Annotated in this window: 17 protein-coding genes; 14 read left to right on the top strand and 3 right to left on the bottom strand. The window is 36.0% G+C overall.

The window, feature by feature from the left end; all coding sequences use genetic code 11:
• Positions 1–386 precede the first annotated feature (386 nt).
• The 8 genes from B6A10_RS09775 (at position 387) to B6A10_RS09740 (ending at position 11,378) form a co-directional block, all read left to right on the top strand.
• Entirely contained in the window at positions 387–2,840 is a 2,454-nt protein-coding gene (locus B6A10_RS09775; protein ID WP_188220741.1) for a TonB-dependent receptor plug domain-containing protein, read from the top strand.
• 70 nt (positions 2,841–2,910) lie between these two features.
• A complete protein-coding gene (locus tag B6A10_RS09770) occupies positions 2,911–4,509 on the top strand; it encodes a family 43 glycosylhydrolase (protein ID WP_188220740.1) in 1,599 nt (532 codons plus the stop codon).
• Between the two features lie 160 nt (positions 4,510–4,669).
• The gene (locus B6A10_RS09765; RefSeq protein WP_026715292.1) at positions 4,670–5,524 is read left to right on the top strand and encodes a CvfB family protein; all 855 of its coding nucleotides are present in this window, start codon (positions 4,670–4,672) and stop codon (positions 5,522–5,524) included.
• A 682-nt stretch (positions 5,525–6,206) separates the two neighbouring features.
• Entirely contained in the window at positions 6,207–7,037 is an 831-nt protein-coding gene (locus tag B6A10_RS09760; protein WP_188220739.1) for a 1,4-dihydroxy-2-naphthoyl-CoA synthase, read from the top strand.
• 105 nt (positions 7,038–7,142) lie between these two features.
• Positions 7,143–8,105 (top strand): 1,4-dihydroxy-2-naphthoate octaprenyltransferase, encoded by a 963-nt coding sequence (gene menA / locus B6A10_RS09755; RefSeq protein WP_188220738.1) that lies wholly within the window; start codon positions 7,143–7,145, stop codon positions 8,103–8,105.
• A gap of 109 nt (positions 8,106–8,214) precedes the next feature.
• Positions 8,215–8,892 carry a metal-dependent hydrolase gene (locus tag B6A10_RS09750; protein ID WP_188220737.1) on the top strand — a complete coding sequence of 226 codons (678 nt, stop codon included), beginning with the start codon at positions 8,215–8,217 and terminating at the stop codon, positions 8,890–8,892.
• A gap of 92 nt (positions 8,893–8,984) precedes the next feature.
• Positions 8,985–10,184 carry a tetratricopeptide repeat protein gene (locus B6A10_RS09745; RefSeq protein WP_188220736.1) on the top strand — a complete coding sequence of 400 codons (1,200 nt, stop codon included), beginning with the start codon at positions 8,985–8,987 and terminating at the stop codon, positions 10,182–10,184.
• A 150-nt stretch (positions 10,185–10,334) separates the two neighbouring features.
• Positions 10,335–11,378, top strand: a complete 1,044-nt coding sequence (locus tag B6A10_RS09740) for an o-succinylbenzoate synthase (protein ID WP_188220735.1) — start codon at positions 10,335–10,337, stop codon at positions 11,376–11,378.
• 40 nt (positions 11,379–11,418) lie between these two features.
• Here B6A10_RS09740 and B6A10_RS16440 read toward each other — a convergent pair whose 3' ends face one another.
• Entirely contained in the window at positions 11,419–11,637 is a 219-nt protein-coding gene (locus tag B6A10_RS16440; protein ID WP_394354332.1) for an Lrp/AsnC family transcriptional regulator, read from the bottom strand.
• 581 nt (positions 11,638–12,218) lie between these two features.
• Between B6A10_RS16440 and B6A10_RS09730 the strand changes: the two genes are divergently transcribed.
• The 5 genes from B6A10_RS09730 to B6A10_RS09710 are packed head-to-tail and all read left to right on the top strand — an operon-like array spanning position 12,219 to position 17,395.
• Positions 12,219–13,376, top strand: a complete 1,158-nt coding sequence (locus B6A10_RS09730; RefSeq protein WP_188220733.1) for a homogentisate 1,2-dioxygenase — start codon at positions 12,219–12,221, stop codon at positions 13,374–13,376.
• Between the two features lie 16 nt (positions 13,377–13,392).
• A complete protein-coding gene (gene hppD / locus B6A10_RS09725) occupies positions 13,393–14,511 on the top strand; it encodes a 4-hydroxyphenylpyruvate dioxygenase (RefSeq protein ID WP_188220732.1) in 1,119 nt (372 codons plus the stop codon).
• A gap of 9 nt (positions 14,512–14,520) precedes the next feature.
• Positions 14,521–15,786: a fumarylacetoacetase gene (fahA, locus tag B6A10_RS09720; RefSeq protein ID WP_188220731.1), complete on the top strand. Its 1,266-nt coding sequence runs from the start codon at positions 14,521–14,523 to the stop codon at positions 15,784–15,786.
• On the top strand, positions 15,783–16,691 hold the full coding sequence (locus B6A10_RS09715; protein WP_188220730.1) for a flavin reductase family protein: 909 nt from the start codon (positions 15,783–15,785) through the stop codon (positions 16,689–16,691). Before fahA ends, B6A10_RS09715 begins: the two co-directional genes overlap by 4 nt.
• Positions 16,688–17,395: a phenylalanine 4-monooxygenase gene (locus B6A10_RS09710; RefSeq protein ID WP_188220729.1), complete on the top strand. Its 708-nt coding sequence runs from the start codon at positions 16,688–16,690 to the stop codon at positions 17,393–17,395. Before B6A10_RS09715 ends, B6A10_RS09710 begins: the two co-directional genes overlap by 4 nt.
• Positions 17,396–17,419: 24 nt before the next feature.
• Here B6A10_RS09710 and B6A10_RS09705 read toward each other — a convergent pair whose 3' ends face one another.
• Both B6A10_RS09705 and B6A10_RS09700 read right to left on the bottom strand, forming a co-directional pair.
• A complete protein-coding gene (locus B6A10_RS09705) occupies positions 17,420–19,162 on the bottom strand; it encodes an APC family permease (protein WP_188220728.1) in 1,743 nt (580 codons plus the stop codon).
• Between the two features lie 222 nt (positions 19,163–19,384).
• Entirely contained in the window at positions 19,385–20,305 is a 921-nt protein-coding gene (locus B6A10_RS09700; RefSeq protein WP_188220727.1) for a hypothetical protein, read from the bottom strand.
• A gap of 71 nt (positions 20,306–20,376) precedes the next feature.
• On the opposite strand from B6A10_RS09700, the gene B6A10_RS09695 reads away from it, so the two are divergent.
• Positions 20,377–20,535: a hypothetical protein gene (locus tag B6A10_RS09695; RefSeq protein WP_188220803.1), complete on the top strand. Its 159-nt coding sequence runs from the start codon at positions 20,377–20,379 to the stop codon at positions 20,533–20,535.
• Positions 20,536–20,544 lie beyond the last annotated feature (9 nt).

Raw genomic sequence — 20,544 nt, 5'->3', positions numbered from 1 at the left:
CGAATGCTGATTTAGATAAAAACTCGGCTTTTAGAAACACTATTTACTGGAATCCTTATGTACATCCGGATAAAACAGGAAGTACAAGTGTAGAATTTTATAATTCGAAAGTAGAAACCAAGGTAAAAGTCGCTTTGGAAGGAATAACCAGTAATGGAATTCCTGTGGTGAAACGGCTTTTTTACAGCATTAAAGAATAACTTTTCCTTTTGTGTTAAAAAACAGGATAGTGCAGGTTAGTTAATTGTTCGGAAGTATTTATTTTAGTAAAATTTTCTTACTTGTTTTTTTGTTTTTGAAATAGTTGTTGTTAAAAAGTCAAAAAAACGAGGAAAATAGAGTAGTGTATAAGTTAAAAAGGGTTTAACTAAATTATCTGATTTTTTATGATAAAAACGGTTTTGAGCAATAAAAATTGCTGTTTTCTTTGTTTTTTTTGGTTGGTAGTATCTGTAGGTTTTGCACAGGGACAAGAAGCCAAAAAGCCGCCTACTATTGAAAAGATTTATCTTCACACAGATAGATCAAAGTATTTTACGGGTGAAGATTTGTGGTATAAGGCCTATGACGTTTTGGCTTACAACAACGTGCTGACGGACAACAGTAATATTTTATATGTGGAGTTAATTGCTCCTGATTCCAGAATTATAGCCCGAAATAAAACCAATATTGAAATGGGATTAGGTTACGGCGATTTTCAATTGTCAGATTCACTTGGGGTAAAACCGGGAATGTATCAAATTCGTGCTTATACCAATTGGGATCGAAATTTTGGAGAGGATTTTGTGTTTACCAAAGATATCGAAATCATGGATGCATTTGAGTTGCATTTCAAACCGGAATCATTGGCAAATCGTCCTGCAGGAAGTGCAGCTGCAAATAATTCTTCTAAAAAAGCAGTACCGGAAAAGGCAGTTGCTCAGCAAGGTTTTTCCGTTGATTTTTTTCCTGAAGGAGGTTCGCTTTTAGAAAATGTAGCCAGTATTGTAGGTTTTAAAGCGCTTGATAGTCAGGGAAATCCGGTAATGGTTAAAGGAGAACTTTTTGATTCGGATAACGAATTAGTCACTGGTTTTTTAAGTCCGCATGATGGTATGGGGAAATTACAGCTAATGCCGATAGCCGGAAAAAGTTATTATGCCAAAATTAAAACTTTGGATGGATCCGAAATCCGAGTGGAGTTACCCAAAGCTTTGAAACAGGGGTGTTTACTGAATTTCAGAGCTATTAAAGGAAGAAATATAGTTACTATAAATACTAATGAAGCCACACTGGTTCAAAATCCTAACAGTGAAGTAAGCTTAATTTGTAAATTCAGAGGACTTTCGTATTTGGAAACCACGCAGACTTTGGCAGCAACGAGTTTGTCTTTTGAATTACCAAAAGAGAAAATTCCGGAAGGTATTAGTCAACTTACGTTATACGATAAGGATTTTAAGCCACAAAGCGAGCGTTTGATTTATGTGGAGAAAGACAATGATTTAGAAGTGCAATTAACAGCCGATAAAGAGAATTATCGTTCGAGTGAAAAAACTACGCTTCAGCTGAGTTCTAAATCGAAAACGGGAGAAGCCCGTTCAGCAAGTTTTTCGCTGAGTGTAACCGATATGAATGGAGTTGTGGAAAATAAAGATTATAATTCTAATATTTGTTCTTATTTTTTATTGGAATCGGATATCAGAGGAAAAATAAACAATCCGGCTTATTATTTTGATCCGGCTAATTTAAAGCGATTAGACTATTTGGATAATTTGCTTTTAACTCAGGGATGGCGCGATTTTATGTGGAAAACCATTCCCGGATTTGGTGAAAATTTAAGCTATAAGGCAGAGAAGGGATTTAACATTTCCGGAAGAGTAAAACAACTTTTAGGCGAAAAAGCTAAAGCTAACAGCAGCATGACTTTGGCCTTAATGAACAAAAAACACTTTAATATTTTTGATGCCATAACAGACGAAAACGGAAGATTTAAGTTTGAAAACATGATGTTCTCCGGCAAAACCAATATGTTTTTGAATACCAGAAATGAAAAAGGAAAGTTTAGAGGCGAAATTGTTATGGATACTCTTGAAATGTCGCCAATGCTGGTTTCGTTTAAAAAAGAACCAATGCGCTGGCCGGATGCGAGCCGTATGCTTGCCGAAAATGTGTTTAAAAAATTTAGTTCATTCGGAATTGTCCAAGACAATATTTTGGATGAAGTTCAAATTGTTTCTAAAAAGAAAAACCAACCAAGTAGCTTATTAGGAATGCCTGATTTTACTTATACTGTTGATGAAAATTCGCCAGCGGCCAATACCATATATGATTTGATTCAATATGTTATTCCCGGGGTAATTTCCACCGAAAATTCGGTACGATTTATGCGTTACGAGGATTCGCCACTTTTTATTTTAGATGGTTTTCCGGTATATAACGCTACCGATATCGAGGTGGTACAGCTTATTAATATAGAAAGAATCGAAGCAATAAAAAATGCTTCAATCTTATACGGACAAGAAGGAGCAAATGGAGTAATAGCAATTTATACCAAACCGGGAAGTAAAAACACAGCCGAAAAAGAATTGTTTCATTCCATCAAAAAAGAAATTGAAGGGTATTATATGGCACGTGTTTTTTATACGCCTAATCCGGAAAAACCTAATCCGGAACTGGACGAGAAAGCAGCTGCCAGAAATACCATTTACTGGAATCCTTACGTACATCCGGATAAAACCGGAAACGCAAGTGTGACTTTTGATAATATTGCGATTGATACTAAAGTAAAAGTCAATTTGGAAGGGATTACTGCAGGAGGAATTCCGGTGGTGAAAAAGCTATATTATACGATTACAAAATAGTTAGTTACAGGATGGTTTCTTGCTGTTCTAATTTATTTTAGCGTTTTTAATTTTTTAAAATAACGAATTAATGAATATTTCTATTAGATTATATTATCAGTTTCTATTTATTGCGATTTTCTTTTTGTTTTCTCCGGTAAATATAGTCGCGCAATTTCAAAATATTAAAAACGATACCTTTTGGAATACTCAGGAAGGTCAGCCAATTTATAGTCAGGGCGGAGGAATTTTCAGGTTTAAAGATCCTCAAACAGGGATTGAAAAATACTATTGGTATGGTGTGCATTATGAAGAAGCCGAAAAATACAGAAATAATCCTGTAAAAAAATACGATCACTGCTCTTTTAAATCAGTAACATGTTATAGTTCTACGGATTTGGTGAACTGGACTTTTGAAAGAGATGTTTTAACCAATACATCAGAAACTCCACAATCATGGAGAACATGGGTAGGACGTTTAGGAGTTGCTTATGTTAAGGAAGTCAGTAAGTATGCAATGTTTGTTCAGCACGGTAATCAGGTTTTGGTTACTCTGGCAGATTCTCCTACAGGAGATTTTATCTGGCATCAGAAAATAAATATGGAGCCTATAATTGGAACGTCTAATACCGGTGATCAAACCGTTTTTACGAATGATGATGGGAAATCCTATTTGATTTATTCTTATGGAAAAGGACGTAACAAAATATATGTTTCTGAAATTGGGGTAAAAGACGGGAAAGTCACTATTTTGGATTGTACGCAAATTTTTAAGGGAGAAAGCAGAGAAGGGAACTGTATGTTTAAATACAAAAACAAATACTACATGGCGGCTTCCAATATTTATGGATGGGATTCATCATTTGCATATTATTTAGTTTCTGATGACATTCGCGGACCTTATTTTCCAACAAATGATATGCAAATTATGGAAGGCTGCGAGGAAGATTATGCGCATGTAACACAAACAGGATTTTTTTATACTTTAAAAAGAAATAATACAGAAACCGTATTATATTGTGGTGATCGCTGGGCTGATTTTGCCGGTAATGGTTTGGGGTATAACCAATGGTTTCCGCTTTCGTTTAACGGGGATAAGCCTTATTTTAATTCTTTAAGTTCTTGGAATTTAAATGAAAAAACAGGAGAGTGGTCTGTAGGTACAGATAATAATTATGTCAAAAACGGCAGTTTTGAAGCAGACAGAAATAAAATTCCAAGTGATGTTAAGCCTGTTCAGGAACAATTATTAGGATGGAAAACGGTAGCAATTAAGGGAAATCCGGTTGCGGTAAAGAGTGAAATTTCACCACAACTGAATTATTTTAATACTGAAAAGGATCGTAAAGAAGTTATAGGCGAAAAAAGTCTGAATATTACAGATAAAGTAGATTTCACCAGAGAAATTTCTCAGCAAATCAGTTCATCTCCTTTTGTGACTTTAGAAGACGGTTTGTATATTTTAACGGCAAAAATAAAAAACTCTCAGGGGTTTAAAACTCTAAAAATGTTTGCTAAAAGTGGTGAAAATGCTTTAGAGCATGAAATTGAAAGTGAAAATTCTTCTTGGGAAAGCATTCAAATTGAAAATGTTATCGTAAAAAATGGAAAACTAACTATTGGATTTTATGCTGATGGAACTGCAAATGCATTTTGTTTAGTTGATGATGTGACTTTGGTAAAGCAATAAACGGCCATAGGCAATTAATTTGTACAACACAGATTGAACGGATTAGACAGATTATTACCGTTTTTTAGAGCTTAGTGTTCTTTGCGAAAAACTTTTGCACACTTTGCGGTCAAAATCATCCCGCAAGGTTGTACCTTTGCAGCTCAGAAAAAAGTAGAAAATGCTAAAAATAGGAAAATACAATAATTTAACCATATTGCGTGACACTAAAGTGGGTTTGTTTTTAGGCGATCCGGAAAATGATCCCGAAGGAATTCACGACGTGCTTTTGCCGAATAAATATGTTCCAAACGAATTTGAAATTGGTGAAGAAATCGTGGTTTTTGTTTATTTAGATCACGAACAACGTCCGGTGGCGACCACTTTAGAGCCTTATATTTTATTGAATGAATTTGCTCTTTTGCGTGTGAATTATGTCAATAAAATTGGAGCCTTTATGGATTGGGGGATGGAGAAAGACATTCTGGTTCCGTTTAAGGAACAGGCCCGACCGATGGAAAAAGGAAAGCGCTATTTGGTTTATCTTTATATGGATCCAAAAACCAACCGATTGGTCGCTTCCAGTAAAACCAATCAGTTTTTGAGTAATGAAGAAATTGCGTTGGAAAAAGGAGAGGAAGTTGATTTGATTGTGTCTCATATTACCGAAATCGGGATTAATGTGATTATCAACGAAAAACACAAAGGACTTCTATACAAAGATGAGGTGTACGACGACAGTATCCGTACAGGAGACAGAATGCGAGGTTATATCAAAAACATCCGTCCGGATCATAAGATTGATGTGGCTTTGCAAAAGCAGGGCTATGAATCAGTAGAGCCAAATGCCGAGAAAATTTTGGACGAATTAAGGGCAAGTCGCGGATTTCTAAGATTGAATGATAATTCGCATCCGGAAGATATTAAAACGGTACTCAAAATGAGTAAAAAGACTTTTAAGAAAGCGATTGGTGCTTTGTACAAAGAAAAATTAATCGAAATTAAAGAAGACGGAATTTATCTCGTAAAAGCATAAAAAAAAGAAAGACTAATCCTGATGGTTAGTCTTTCTCTTTTTATAAGCTCTCTTATTTTTGGACAACTTATAATATGTTTTACAATGGGAAACTATTTAGTTTCGCGTTAATCGTTCTTTCTTTATCTTTTTTAACCTCTAAATGTTATTTCGAATCTCATTTGGCATTAAGAACCGTTGGTTTAAAAAGTTTCTTTGGATTTTACCTGTTTATTTTAATGATTTTCATTTCGGTATAGTAATCCAATTAGGTAACCTTTGGTGCTACTTTGAATAAATTCTGATAAAATTTAGTGCTTCCCGTTTGGGCTCTTTTTTTTCGTATTTCATATTTAGTAACGTTTCAAAAAGAGTGATAAAGCTTGTTGTTTGTTTCAATATTCTTCTTTTAAGTTAATAAATCAGTGAAGTACTCGCTGACTAGTTTGTATTGTAAATATTTCCACCAATCCCAGAACTAATCATGTCTAAAATTAATAAAAAAAAGTTTTTAGTAACAGAAAAAAAACGACTAATTGTTGAATTTTAACATTTTAAACGGATTAACGAGAGAAGGATTACTGAGGAAATAAATAAGAGTAAAAGCAGTTAAACCGTCTTTTTTTTAGGCAAAATATAGGATAGTTAGATAAAGTGTAAAAAATGATTTAATTTTACCCTATAATAATTTAAACCCATTAAAATGGATTGGATCACAGCCAAAGAATACGAAGATATCACTTATAAAAAATGCAACGGAGTTGCCAGAATCGCTTTTAACCGACCTGATGTTAGAAATGCTTTTCGTCCTAAAACCACTTCAGAATTATTAGATGCCTTTCACGATGCCCAGGAAGATACTTCCATTGGCGTAGTATTGCTTTCTGCTGAAGGGCCAAGTACCAAAGACGGGGTTTGGTCTTTTTGTAGCGGAGGCGATCAAAAAGCACGCGGTCATCAGGGGTATGTTGGGGAAGATGGTTACCACCGTTTGAATATTTTAGATGTACAACGATTGATTCGTTTTATGCCAAAGGCTGTTATTGCGGTTGTTCCGGGATGGGCTGTTGGTGGCGGACACAGTTTGCACGTAGTTTGCGATATGACCTTAGCCAGTAAAGAACATGCTATTTTTAAACAAACTGATGCCGATGTAACCAGTTTTGACGGAGGTTATGGTTCGGCGTATCTGGCTAAAATGGTTGGACAGAAAAAAGCCCGCGAAATTTTCTTCTTAGGACGTAATTATTCTGCTCAGGAAGCGTTTGAAATGGGTATGGTAAATGCTGTTGTGCCTCATGACGAATTAGAAGCGACTGCTTATGAATGGGCTCAGGAAATTTTGGCTAAATCACCAACATCCATCAAAATGCTGAAATTTGCAATGAATTTGACAGATGATGGAATGGTAGGGCAACAGGTTTTTGCCGGTGAAGCTACCCGATTAGCTTATATGACCGAAGAGGCTAAAGAAGGAAGAAATGCTTTCCTTGAAAAAAGAAAGCCTAACTTTGAAAAGAAATGGTTACCATAATGAATTGTAGATTTCTGATTTTAGATTTTAGAATTGATGTTGAGAAAATTTAAAATCAGAATAAAAAATCTAAAATCTACACTCTAAAATCAAAAATAATAAATAATGAAACACTGGATTGAAGCCGCAAGATTGCGCACCTTACCTTTGTCTGTATCAGGAATTATAGTAGGAAGTATGTATGCTTTGGCACATCCTACCGATGAAATATTAACACCAACAGAAGTATTTAACTGGCGTCTTTTTGGATTTGCGATTCTGACTACTTTAGGATTGCAAATTTTGTCCAATTTTGCCAACGATTACGGCGACGGTATGAAAGGAACTGATAACGAAGACCGCATTGGTCCCAAACGGGCGATTCAAAGCGGTGTGATTACACCGGCAGCTATGAAACGCGCCATAATTATTACTTCGTTTTTAACTTTTCTTTCGGCGATAGCATTGATTTATTATGCTTTTGGCTACCAACATTTATTTTATTCCGTTTTCTATTTGGTCTTAGGGATTTTGGCTATTTTATCGGCTATTCGTTATACGGTAGGAAATACCGCTTATGGTTATCGCGGGTATGGTGATTTGTTTGTGTTCGTGTTTTTCGGATTAGTCAGTACTTTAGGGGTAAATTTCCTGTATTCCAAACAACTCGATTTTGTATTGGTTTTACCGGCAATGGCCATCGGATTTTTGAGTGTTGGTGTTTTGAACCTAAACAATATGCGCGACGAAGCTTCGGATAAAAAAGTAGGTAAGAATACTATTGTTGTAAAAATCGGGGGCGAAAAAGCTAAAAAATACCATTACTTTTTAATCATTGGCGCGATGGTTTTGGTCTTGCTTTTTGCGGTAATTAGCGAATTTAAATTTGATCAATACCTGTTTTTATTAGCTTACATACCTTTGACTAAACATTTAATTACGGTTTCTAAAAATCAGGAACCAAAAGACTTAGATCCGGAATTAAAAAGAGTAGCCTTGAGTACTTTTTTGCTTTGTATTTTGTTGTCGATATGCATGATTTCATTGCTTTCAGACATTTTTGTTAATTTATTTTTAGGAGGAAGATAAAATCTTGGTTTGTGATTTTTAGTTGATTTTTGGTGGTTAAATTATGTTTGTAATTTAAATTTATCTGTGTAAATCTGCTGAATCTGCGTACTAATTAAATATAAGAATTATGAAAATTACCTATTACGGACATGCGGCTTTAGGAATTAAAGTAGGAGGAAAACACCTTATTGTAGATCCTTTTATTTCTGGTAATCCTTTGGCGGAGCATATCGATATTAATGAGTTAAAAGCAGATTATATTTTGCTTACACACGCCCACGGCGACCATATTTTGGACGTAGAAGCCATTGCGAAACGCACCGGAGCAGTTATTGTTTCTAATGCCGAAATTGCGGGTTATTATGCGGCTAAAGGTTTTCAGGCGCACCCGATGAATCACGGCGGAAGTTGGAAATTTGATTTCGGAAAGGTAAAATATGTAACGGCTATTCACTCCAGTTCCTTTCCTGACGGAGCTTACGGTGGAAATCCGGGCGGATTTGTCATCGAAGGCGAACATAAAAACATTTACATTGCCGGAGATACCGCTTTGACGATGGATATGAAGTTGATTCCGTTGCGAACGAAATTAGATTTGGCGATTTTTCCAATCGGAGACAATTTTACGATGGATGTTCAGGATGCTATTTTGGCTTCTGATTTTGTGGAATGTGACAAGGTTTTAGGTTATCATTACGATACTTTTGGTTACATCAAAATTGATCATAAAGAAGCAATTCAGCAATTTTTTGATAAAGGTAAAGACTTGATGCTTTTAGAAATAGGTGATAGCATCGAATTGTAAAATTTAAAAATAATAATTAACCCTTTTGGAGTTTTTAATTCTGAAAGGGTTTTTCAATAAGCTTGAATATTCAGTTAATACCAATCACATCAGTGAAAAAAATAATTTTAGGGCTATTGATTAGTCTTTTTTATCAGGCTGTATCGGCCCAAAAAACGGGTTATTGGGACAAAGAAAGAGCGACTTATAAAGAGATTGTGGTCTCAGCCAGAGACCGTATTGTGGTTGAAACCGATGATTTTCCGGCAGGAACCACCGAATTAATTTACCGTATCACTTTGTTAGATGATAATCAGCAAATGGCGGGTAGTTTGGTTTCGGTATTAAAATCCATTCCGGATCCGTCAGGAATCAGTCAGGGTTCAGCGGGAGCTGTTTTTTTGTTGTCTAAAATTTCAGGGGAAGATAAGTGTAAATACGCCATTTTTTCGAAAAAAGAATTGACTGCTGATTATATTTCAAACGGAGGAACTGCCGATGCCTGTTTGGTTCAAAGTACCGCTTTAAGCAAAGATGCTAAGCGACTTTCGATAGAGAAATCCGGTTGTATTAAAGCTAATACGGCTAAGTTGTTTTTTGGTTTCGAAAGTTCCAATTGGATAATGAAGCAAAAAATTGTGCTGGAAGTTGTGCCTTGGGTAGATGCTAAACTAAGCAGAGGTTGGACTTTGGAAAACCGAAAAAATATCTTTAGTCAGTGTAAAACTTCTGCATTGGCCAGAAAAATGGTAAATTCAGACGATTTTTGCGTTTGCATTGGCGAAAAAATCCAAAAACAATATTCGTATGCGGAATTCCAAAAACTTTTGCCTATGGAGCAAGCAAAGGCATATAAGGATTTTGGAGCGAGTTGCTTTGAAGAAACCGGAATTGCTAAAACCGTTTTTAATGATTTGAGAGTTAAAGCTGCAACAAATATAAAAACGGCGGATTATGGCGCTGCAATAAAAAACTACAACGAAATTGTAATTCAAAAGAAAGCAACTGCTTTAGATTACGCCAATCTGGGTTATGCTTATTTATTGACTAAACAATACGGGAAAGCCATTAAATCGCTAAAAGAAGGCGAAAAAATGGATGATACGGAGTTGTTGGTGAAATTGAATTTAGCGCACGCTTATTTGTTAAATGGCGAATATGCAAAAGCAAAAACAATCTATAAAACGTACCAAAATCAAAATGTAACTGACAAGGTGAGTTGGACTCAAAAAATTAAAGACGATTATCAGGATTTTGCAAAAGCAGGAATTCAAAATCAGGATTTTGATAAAATTTTAAAGTTGAGTAAATGATTTCAAACCATTAAGGGATTAAGAGAATTAAATTTTGGATCGTAATCAATAGAGAATTATTAAAATCTTAGCGAACCTTTGTGAATAACTTAGCGCTCTTTGCGGTAAAACACTTATTCTTTGCGGTAAAAAAAACTTTACGTTAAAAAAATGAAAGCAACCTATCATAAATACATTCTAAATTTCAAGAGACCTTCAGGAACTTCCCGTGGTGTGATGACCGAAAAAGAAACCTGGTTTCTGGTTCTTGAAAAAGATGGAAAAAAAGGAATAGGTGAGTGCGGAATTTTAAGAGGTTTAAGTGTTGATGATCGTTCGGATTATGAAGAAAAACTACAGTGGACTTGCGCGAATATTCATTTGGGTAAAGAAGCACTTTGGGAAGCTTTGGTGGAGTTTCCATCCATACAGTTTGGAGTCGAAATGGCCTTCCTTTCCTTAGAAAGTAAAAATCCTTTTCTATTGTTTCCTTCTGCCTTTACCGAAGGAGAAAAATCAATTGAAATTAACGGCTTGATTTGGATGGGAGAAGCGGCTTTTATGAAGCAGCAAATTGAAGAAAAATTAGCTCAGGGTTTTCGTTGTGTCAAACTTAAAATTGGGGCGATAGATTTCGAAAAAGAACTGGAGTTATTGCGTTTTATTAGAGCTCATTTTACAGCTGAACAAGTTGAAATAAGGGTAGATGCAAACGGTGCCTTTGCTTTAAAAGAAGCTTTATATAAAATCAATCAATTATCTGAATTTGAATTACATAGTATTGAGCAACCAATTCAAAAAAACAACACTGACAGGATGGCAGAGTTGTGCAAAACAACCCCTTTTCCTATTGCGTTAGACGAAGAGTTGATAGGTGTTTTTTCATTCGAAGAAAAAGAACAATTATTGCAAAAAATCAAGCCGCAATACATTATTTTAAAGCCGAGTTTTGTAGGTGGATTTAGAGGTTCTCAGGAATGGATTTCATTAGCTGAAAAATACCAGATTGGCTGGTGGATTACGTCGGCTTTGGAGTCTAATGTTGGTTTAAATGCCATTGCGCAATGGACCTATACTTTGCGAAATCCAATGCCGCAGGGTTTGGGAACCGGAGCGCTTTATACGAATAATTTTGATTGTCCGCTTCAGGTTTCAGCAGGGCAATTGTGGTATCAAAAAGATAAAGATTGGGCGTTTGATTTTGACCAATTATAATTAGAAATCTTAAATTTTAGAGATTAAAAGCGGTTGTGTATTAGTTATTGGATAATACAAATGAGCTTTGAGTGTGGTCAATGTTAGGAATGTTAGCAAGTTGGTGAAGTACGAATTTCTGGTAAGATTCCATATTCAGCATAACTGCTTTTACTGAAAAATCATAATTTCTCTCAATGTGATATACTTCCATTACTTCGGGAGTTTTATTCATTTCTCTGATAAAATTGGCTACATGTATAGTGTCGTGGTTTTTGATAAAAATTGAGATAGATATGTTGACTTTTCATCTGTTTTTTGGGTTAAAGTAATTTAGTGTATTTCTTTGTAAATCAGTGTTTCTTAGTTGTTACAATGTGTTCTAAATTGAGGCAAATGCCATTATCAGCTAATGTTTTTGTGGTAATTTTCCAGTCTTTTAGTAGAATATTTAGATTTTTTTATTGATGGTATCAAGGTTAAGTGATATTTATAGAAAAAGATAAAGTGATATGAATGTTTCAATGTTTTAAAATAGCTTTTTTATAGTTGCTTTTTTGTTTGCAAATTTTCTTTAAAATGCTTAATTTGTAGAGGCTTACGGTATTTAAAATCGTTTTTTTTTTTTTTTGGTAAATTTGAGGAAATAGCAATTAAGATTGTTTTTGAATGAAATTACCGGTGTGTTCATTTTTAAAGATGCTTCTCAAACTATTTTTAATGCCTTAAATCGAATCAGAAAACAACAGTCTGAAAGCTATAATATTACCCAAAAAGCACTTGAACTTTCTATCAGCGAACTGATGAATTGGTTTTTTCTTCTCAATCAAAAAACAAATAGTGATTTAAATCTTAAATGCTATGCCAATATATCACACCTTAGGAAACATCCCTCATAAAAGACACACTGTCTTTGAAAAAGAAAAGGGAGGCTATTATTACGAACAGTTGTTTGGAACTATAGGTTTTGAAGGAATGTCCTCGCTGTTGTATCATGTTCACCGACCAACTATGGTGAAAGCAATGCTTGGTTCAAAATCGATTACTCCAAAAATTGCCGAAAAAACCAATACACTTTCCAGATGTTTTATTGGTTTTAATGTAGCTTCCGAAAAAGATTATTTAAATAGCCGAAAAGCTATTTTGGTTAATCAGGATTGTCAAATTGAGTTAGCAGCTCCGCAATCTTCAATGGATGATTATTTTTATAAAAATGCCGATGAAGACGAACTTTTATTTGTTCATAATGGAAATGGTGTTTTGAAAACGCTATTTGGGAATCTGGAATTTTCTCCGGGGGATTATCTTTTAATTCCAAGAGGTGTCATTTATCAAATTCACTTTGAAACCGCCGATAATCGTTTGTTTATAGTGACTTCACATCGACCAATTTATACGCCAAAACGTTATAGAAATTGTTTTGGTCAATTATTGGAACATGCGCCTTATTGCGAAAGAGATATTCGCAAACCCAAAGATTTGGAAACTCATGACGAGTTGGGTGATTTTACAATTATGGTGAAAAAACAAGGAATGTTGCATGAATACATTTATGCTTCGCATCCCTTTGATGTTGTGGGTTGGGATGGTTACAATTATCCTTATGCCTTTTCAATTCATGATTTTGAGTCAATTACAGGTCGGGTACATCAACCGCCACCGGTGCATCAAACTTTTGAAACAGACGCCTTTGTGGTTTGTTCTTTCTGTCCAAGATTGTATGATTATCATCCGCAGGCTATTCCGGCACCTTATAATCACAGTAATATTGATTCTGACGAAGTTTTGTATTATGTAGATGGTGATTTTATGAGTCGAAATCATATCGAAAAAGGCTATATGAGTTTGCATCCATCCGGAATTCCTCACGGACCACATCCGGGAGCTATGGAGCGTAGTATTGGTCAAAAAGAAACCGCCGAACTGGCTGTAATGGTGGATACTTTCAAACCTTTGATGGTTACTGAATATGCTTATTCGCTGGAATTACCGGATTATTACAAATCCTGGTTGGAATAATTTTAATTAGAAAATAATGGAAATAGAAAAAATATTTAAAGAAGCACAGGATTTTTTACCAATTAATGGAACCGATTATATTGAAATGTATGTGGGTAATGCCCAGCAAGCGGCTTATTTTTATCGTTCGGCTTTTGGTTTTCAGTTAAAAGCTTATTCTGGATTGGAAACTGGAAATAAAACGACTGTGTCTTATGTTTTGGAACAAGATAAAATTAGATTGGTATTGACTTCTTCTTTGGTGAAAGATGGACCAGTCAATACTTTTGTAAACGCTCATGGCGATGGGGTAAAGGTCGTAGCCCTTTGGGTAGATAATGCGACCAAAGCCTGGGAAGAAACAACTTCACGTGGGGCAGAATCTTATTTAGAACCCAAAACGGTTTCGGATGAAAATGGTTCGGTGGTTTTTTCAGGAATTCATACTTATGGAGAAACGGTGCATATTTTTGTAGAACGTTCGGCTTACAAAGGAGTTTTTCTTCCTGGTTTTAAAGCAATTTCCGATGGTTTTAAGACTGAACCTATCGGATTGAAATATGTAGATCATATTGTTGGAAATGTAAAATTGGGCGAAATGAACAAATGGTGCCAATTTTACGAAAAAGTAATGGGTTTTACCCAATTGGTTTCCTTTGATGACAAGGATATTTCTACCGAATATTCGGCTTTGATGAGTAAGGTGATGAGCAATGGAAATGGTAGAATCAAATTTCCAATTAACGAACCGGCTCATGGAAAACGCAAATCGCAAATTGAGGAATACATTGAATTTTACAATGATGCAGGTGTGCAGCATATTGCCGTAGCGACCGATGATATTATTCACACGGTTTCAGAATTAAGACGTCGTGGCGTACAATTCTTGAATGTACCAGCTGTTTATTATGATACGGTAACCGAAAGAGTGGGTGAAATTGACGAAGATATGAAACGTTTGAAAGAACTGAATATTTTGATTGACAGAGACGAAGAAGGTTATTTGTTACAAATTTTCACAAAGCCATTGGTAACGCGGCCAACACTTTTCTTCGAAATTATTCAAAGAAAAGGAGCGCAGTCTTTTGGAAAAGGAAACTTCAAAGCTTTGTTTGAAGCAATCGAAAGAGAACAAGAATTAAGAGGAACTTTATAGAGAAGAAAAATGAATCAACCGAAAAGTTGGATTGAAATCCCTGAAAATTCAGATTTTACATTAGCCAATATTCCATTTGGAGTTTATTCTAAAGGAAAAGGACATTTTGCCGTGGCGACAGCTATTGGAGAATATATTGTGGATTTGGATATGTTGCATAAAGCGGGATATTTTGGTCTTTTGGAATTGCCCAAAAACATTTTCAGTTCTCGGTATTTGAATCCTTTTATTGCTTTAGGAAAAGAAAAAACCAATGCGGTTCGAAAATATATTCAGGAATTATTTACTAAAGGAAGTACTTTAGAAAAAGATAGCAAATCTCTTGTAAATGTGTTACATAAACAACAAGAAGTAAAGATGCTTTTGCCTGTAAAAGTTAGAAACTACACTGATTTTTATTCAAGTAAAGAACATGCTACCAATGTGGGAGTAATGTTTCGTGATCCCGAAAATGCTTTGTTGCCCAATTGGCTTCACATGCCGGTTGGTTATCATGGAAGAGCTTCTTCGATTGTGGTGAGCGAAACTCTTATTCACAGACCAAATGGACAAATCAAAGATCCAGCCAAAGATAAGCCCGATTTTGGACCTTCAAAACGTTTGGATTTTGAATTGGAAATGGCATTTGTAATTGGAAAAGAAACGCAGTTGGGAGATATGGTTTCGGTCAATAAAGCTGAAGAATATATTTTTGGAATGATGTTGTTCAACGATTGGTCGGCACGTGATATCCAAGTTTGGGAATATGTACCTCTGGGGCCTTTTTTGGGGAAAAATTTTGCCTCGTCTGTTTCTCCTTGGATAGTAACTTTGGAAGCTTTGGAACCATACAGAACTAAAGCACCAGAGCAATCGGTTGAAGTTTTGCCTTATCTGAAAGAAAAGCAAAGAACAACTTTTGACATCCAATTGGAAGTAGCTATTGCAACAAAAGAGGCAAAAGAAACGGTTGTTTGTCAATCCAATTTTAAGCATTTGTATTGGACTATGCCGCAGCAATTGGCGCATCATACGATTAATGGCTGTAATATAGAAATAGGCGATATGTATGCGTCTGGAACAATAAGTGGGACAACTCCTGAAAGTTTTGGTTCAATGCTGGAGTTGGCCTGGAAAGGAAGCAAACCGCTTCAATTAGCAGACGGAAGTACAAGAGTATTTATTCAGGATGGCGATAAAGTAATTATGAGAGGACATGCCGGAGAAGGAACACAAAGAGTAGGTTTTGGTTGTGTTCAAACAGAAGTTTTGCCAGCAAAAAATATAGAGATATGAGAGTTTTTAATCCCAAAGAGCTAGCTACCCACGACTTTCATCAAATTTTGTTGGGAACAGTTATACCAAGACCAATTGCCTTGGCGAGTACTGTGGATGCTAATGGGATTGTCAATTTGAGTCCGTTTAGTTTTTTTAATTGTTTTAGTGCCAATCCGCCAATATTGGTGTTTTCTCCGGCGAGGAGAGTTCGAAATAATACCACCAAACATACTTTGGAAAATATTTTAGAAACCAAAGAAGTAGTGATTAATATTGTAAATTATGCGATGGTGGAACAAACTTCTTTGTCCAGTGTCGAATTTGATAAAGGAATAGATGAATTTGTTAAATCGGGATTGACGGCGGTGCAATCAAAGCTTGTTACACCACCAAGGGTAAAAGAATCGCCTGTTTCATTTGAGTGTAAGGTGAAAGAGCTAATTCCGCTTGGAGAGCAGGGAGGAGCAGGACATTTGGTAATTTGCGAAGTTGTTTTGGTGCATGTTGATGACGCAATATTTGATTCCAATAATACAATTTCGCCTAAAAAACTAGATGTAGTTGCCAGATTGGGAGGAGATTGGTATTGTAGAGTCAATGGGCAAAGTTTGTTTAAGGTTTCCAAACCCGGAACGAAGTTAGCGGTTGGTTTTGAGAAACTACCGGAATCCTTGCTTAAAAGTGAAATACTTAACGGAAATCATTTGGCTCGAATGGCTTCGGTGGAAGCAGTTCCAGAATTAACGGATGAAGAATTTGCGGATTGGATAGGGGATTTAGATCAATTTTTAGCCGAAAACGGGCAAATTTCGATTCAATTGCTGCACGAAAAGTTAAAATATTATATCGAAGAAGGTTTTGTAGAACTGGCTTGGAAACTACTGTTGGCAGCAGAAAAAATTACTAAAAATAGAAAGTCATGAATCGTTTAAAACAAGTCTATAGCGCTTATACGGAAGAAGATTTTCAGGTATGGAAACTTTTATTTGATCGACAACTTGCTAATTTGCAGGACAAGGCTTGTGCGGAATATCTACAGGGACTTAAATTATTGCAACCGGTTCTGAATGCTGATGCTATTCCTGAATTTGGCGCACTCAATAAGTTGTTAAAAGAATTATCCGGATGGACTATTGAGGTTGTGCCGGGACTGATTCCTGTGAATGAATTTTTTGAGATGCTCAGTCAAAAGAAGTTTCCTTCTTCAACTTGGTTACGCAAAAGAGATCAGTTGGATTATTTGGAAGAACCGGATATGTTTCATGATATTTTTGGGCATATTCCGCAATTGGTTCATCCGGATTACAGTAATTTTATGCAAAAATTTGGCGAAATAGGCTATAAGAACCATTCGGATAAAGAAAAAGTAATTCGTTTACAGCGATTGTATTGGTTTACAATAGAATTCGGATTAATAGAAACCACATCGGGTGTCCGAATTTATGGCGCAGGAATTACTTCTTCTGAAAAAGAGACCAAACATATTTTTCTTGATAGTATTATTGTGAAAGCATACGATAAAGAAACGATCATGCAAACGGATTATATCATTAGTGATATTCAGAAAGTTTACTTTAAAATTGATTCTTTTTCAAATTTGTATGATTCGTTGCTAACAGAATGTTGATTTTTCGCTAACAGCTATTTCTCATTACATAATTAAACGTACTCCTCCCAATTCAGAAACACGGTAAGAAAATTTATCGCCGGGAGAACCAATGAACATAAAGTTTTTAGGGATGTTCCATTTTTTGGATAATTCGTCAATAATTTCAGGCCCAAAAACACCTTCGAGTTCAATAAATTCTATATCAATTTCGGGATAAGCGCGATCGAGAACTTTTAAATCAATTTTTAGCGGTTCGTTATCTGCATTTTCTAATTTAATATTTACAATTTTTAATTTCTTAGTGGTTTCGTTGTTTTGAACATATTGCATGACTTTGTTCAAAATAGCCACATCGTCTCCTTTGGTAAAAAAAACAAATTCCTGAGAGTGAATTTTGTTGTTGAGTTTGATTAAATATCGATTGCTGAAAATGACCATTTTACGCAAAGGTTTGTAGAAATATTCCAAAGCTTCAATTAAAACCAAAATTAGAAAAGAACGGTTAAGCATAATTCCGATAAAGAGCAGCGCCGGCACTAAATATTTTAAAAAAGTGTAAAAGGAATCCACATTGAGCTCGATATTACCTATAAAAGCTGTAATTACTAAACTTACCGCAACAACCACAGCAAAGCCTCTGGCTTTCTCAGGTCGGGGTAATTTTCGGCGTTTGAATTTTAATAATAAGTTTCCAATGCCAAACAGTCCCATTACCGCCAGAAATGAAAAGGTGTAAACTCCCGCCAGTACTACAATGTTGCCTTCGGTTACCACTAAGACCGAAACACAAAGCAAAAGAAAGCTGATAATAATGCGGTAATGGGAACCTCTTTTATTTTGTTTTAAAAAGTAGTTAGGCAAAATTCGATCTAAAGTCATTCGGTTTAACAATCCGGAAACTCCGACAAAAGAAGTTAAAACCGCTCCGCAAAGCACCAAAACGGCATCAATTGAAATCAGATGAGCCAACCAGGAACCGCCAGTAGTATGTCCTAAATAAGCCAGAAGCGACTCTTTGTGAGCGCCAACTTCGGTAAGCGGGATAATACAAATAATAAGCAAAGCCAAAATTGGATTGAAAAAACTAACAATACCCCACATGTTGCGCAGTGTTTTTGGGAAAACACCCTGTTGTTGTTCTTCGACAAAATTAGCCGAACTCTCAAAACCCGAAATCCCTAACATGGCTGCTGCAAAACCTAAGAAAAGCGCATGCGGAATCCCGTCGGAACTAATAGGAAGTTTCCAGTTGAAATGAAAAGTATCTAATCCGTTTTGGGTTAAAAACCAAACAGAGGCTAAAACCAGCAAACTTAAAGTAGCTAAATGAGTAATGAAAATAATAACAGCCACAAAAGCCGATTCGCCAATTCCTAAAATAGCCAGATAAGTAAAGGCAAGCAATACAACAATAGTAGCAATGTGTACATTAACAATAGGGAAAACACTATGAAGGTAATGCATGCCTTCGGTGGCTGAAATCACCGCGGTGGCCATGTAAGACAGCACTGTGAGCGTAGCCGCCAGTGAAGCCATTTTTTTAGAAGAAGTGTTCAGGAGTACGTTATAAGCGCCTCCGTTAAGGGGAATTGCACCTACCACTTCGCCATAAATTTTTCGAAATAAAAAAAGTACTACGGCAACAATTAGCAAAGAAACCCAGGCATATTGTCCGGCATACATAATTGTTAAGGCAGATACATAAAGGCAGGAAGAACTAATATCGTTTCCGCAGATGGCGGTAGCTTGTAGTTCATTTAGTTTTTTGTGTACGGTTTCACTCATGTGATTTGCATTTTTGGAGTAGATATTTTAAAGATAACGAAATGATTGTGGTTTTGCAATAAATTTCAACTATTCAGGCTGTATAAAAGCTGTTTTTCTTGAGAGCCAAGTGCTTAATGCGGCGAATTTTTGCTAAATAATAAACCCCGCTTAAGTATTTTTAAGCGGGGTCAGTTTTATGAAATTTTATTAAAAGGAAAGTAAGTCCGTGCTAAAAATGGATTACAAACCTAAATTAGGCAAGACAAACGATTTGGTATTAGGATGCAATCGAATCCATAAGCCCGGATTGGCATTTAATTGTTGCAGGGCTTCCTCTTTATTGGAGCTTAAAGTAGTGTTCAATACCTTAGCATAAGTTTTAACTTTAGCTGGAGCTGAATCGGCATCGACTACTGATTGCACAATTTTTTTGGCTTGTAAAATAGCCGCCGGTCCTAAAGTGAGAATATATTCGGCAGAGCGGCATTCTTTTTCATCGCTTTCGTTTGCCAAACTTCCGCCGGCTTTAAACTTGCTGATGTGGTGTTCCAAAATACTGCTCGAAATCGGGATGATACCTGCAATATGTTGTGGTTGCGCCCCCGAAAAAGGTTTGATATAGGCCAGGTGAGAGGCTTGGTTTTCTTCCGGACCATGACCAATAAAAAAGATGTCCAAACCACCTAAGTCTTCCAGTTTTGATAAATAAGCTATCAATGCCGACTCTATATCCTGAGTATCGGTTTGCATTGGAGTAAAGCTTTTTATTTTTTTGAAAAAAGCCTCGCCTAAAATGCGCTCAAAATCCCGAACAAAACTAAAACTATTCGCCATTCCCAAAGGTGCCAGCGCGTCCTGAGTAAATACATTTAGCCTGCCCAGTAATTGATCCTGTTCAGATGATTGGGCTAATTCTCCCAGTAAGCGGTGAAGTTCCTGAGCGCCTCGGCCTCCCAAAAGCGCAATATTAATATCACCTTCTTTAGATTGTGCTGTGTTGTACAGTTCCTGTAACATGGCTTGTCCTACTTCGGCTTCACTGCCAAGAACCGTAGGTTTTAGGCCGTAATCTGTAACATTAAATTCCTGTTCGCTTTTTTGAGACAACCATATATTTTCGTTGTCAACATCTCTCGTAAATTTGGAGTGAGTATTATTCATGTTGTTATTTTTTATACTTAATTGTGTTCTTGTGAAAACAATTATTTCGGGAACGAAAATAGGAATAATAAATGGGAATTCATCAGACTTGTAAATTACTGGCTAAGGCACAAAGTCCCATTTTGAGTACCACGATTACCTTGAAACGCCTAAAACAACGTGGTTATCAATCCTTAACGGATGTTTATATCGAACTTAATCCATCATTTTACGAACCGCCGAGTACGTGACCCGTACGC

This window comes from Flavobacterium pokkalii, from assembly GCF_014596575.1.
Lineage (GTDB): Bacteria > Bacteroidota > Bacteroidia > Flavobacteriales > Flavobacteriaceae > Flavobacterium > Flavobacterium pokkalii.
The sequence above is the reverse complement of the archived record's forward strand: the minus strand, read 5'-3'. Positions and strand labels throughout refer to the sequence as shown.

What these genes read in the sequence shown, in the direction of transcription:
- B6A10_RS09775 (WP_188220741.1), top strand. Translation starts at nt 387, where the DNA reads ATGATAAAAACGGTTTTGAGCAATAAAAATTGCTGTTTTCTTTGTTTT.
- B6A10_RS09770 (WP_188220740.1), top strand. Translation starts at nt 2,911, where the DNA reads ATGAATATTTCTATTAGATTATATTATCAGTTTCTATTTATTGCGATT.
- B6A10_RS09765 (WP_026715292.1), top strand. Translation starts at nt 4,670, where the DNA reads ATGCTAAAAATAGGAAAATACAATAATTTAACCATATTGCGTGACACT.
- B6A10_RS09760 (WP_188220739.1), top strand. Translation starts at nt 6,207, where the DNA reads ATGGATTGGATCACAGCCAAAGAATACGAAGATATCACTTATAAAAAA.
- menA (WP_188220738.1), top strand. Translation starts at nt 7,143, where the DNA reads ATGAAACACTGGATTGAAGCCGCAAGATTGCGCACCTTACCTTTGTCT.
- B6A10_RS09750 (WP_188220737.1), top strand. Translation starts at nt 8,215, where the DNA reads ATGAAAATTACCTATTACGGACATGCGGCTTTAGGAATTAAAGTAGGA.
- B6A10_RS09740 (WP_188220735.1), top strand. Translation starts at nt 10,335, where the DNA reads ATGAAAGCAACCTATCATAAATACATTCTAAATTTCAAGAGACCTTCA.
- B6A10_RS09730 (WP_188220733.1), top strand. Translation starts at nt 12,219, where the DNA reads ATGCCAATATATCACACCTTAGGAAACATCCCTCATAAAAGACACACT.
- hppD (WP_188220732.1), top strand. Translation starts at nt 13,393, where the DNA reads ATGGAAATAGAAAAAATATTTAAAGAAGCACAGGATTTTTTACCAATT.
- fahA (WP_188220731.1), top strand. Translation starts at nt 14,521, where the DNA reads ATGAATCAACCGAAAAGTTGGATTGAAATCCCTGAAAATTCAGATTTT.
- B6A10_RS09715 (WP_188220730.1), top strand. Translation starts at nt 15,783, where the DNA reads ATGAGAGTTTTTAATCCCAAAGAGCTAGCTACCCACGACTTTCATCAA.
- B6A10_RS09710 (WP_188220729.1), top strand. Translation starts at nt 16,688, where the DNA reads ATGAATCGTTTAAAACAAGTCTATAGCGCTTATACGGAAGAAGATTTT.
- B6A10_RS09705 (WP_188220728.1), bottom strand. Translation starts at nt 19,162, where the DNA reads ATGAGTGAAACCGTACACAAAAAACTAAATGAACTACAAGCTACCGCC.
- B6A10_RS09700 (WP_188220727.1), bottom strand. Translation starts at nt 20,305, where the DNA reads ATGAATAATACTCACTCCAAATTTACGAGAGATGTTGACAACGAAAAT.
- B6A10_RS09695 (WP_188220803.1), top strand. Translation starts at nt 20,377, where the DNA reads ATGGGAATTCATCAGACTTGTAAATTACTGGCTAAGGCACAAAGTCCC.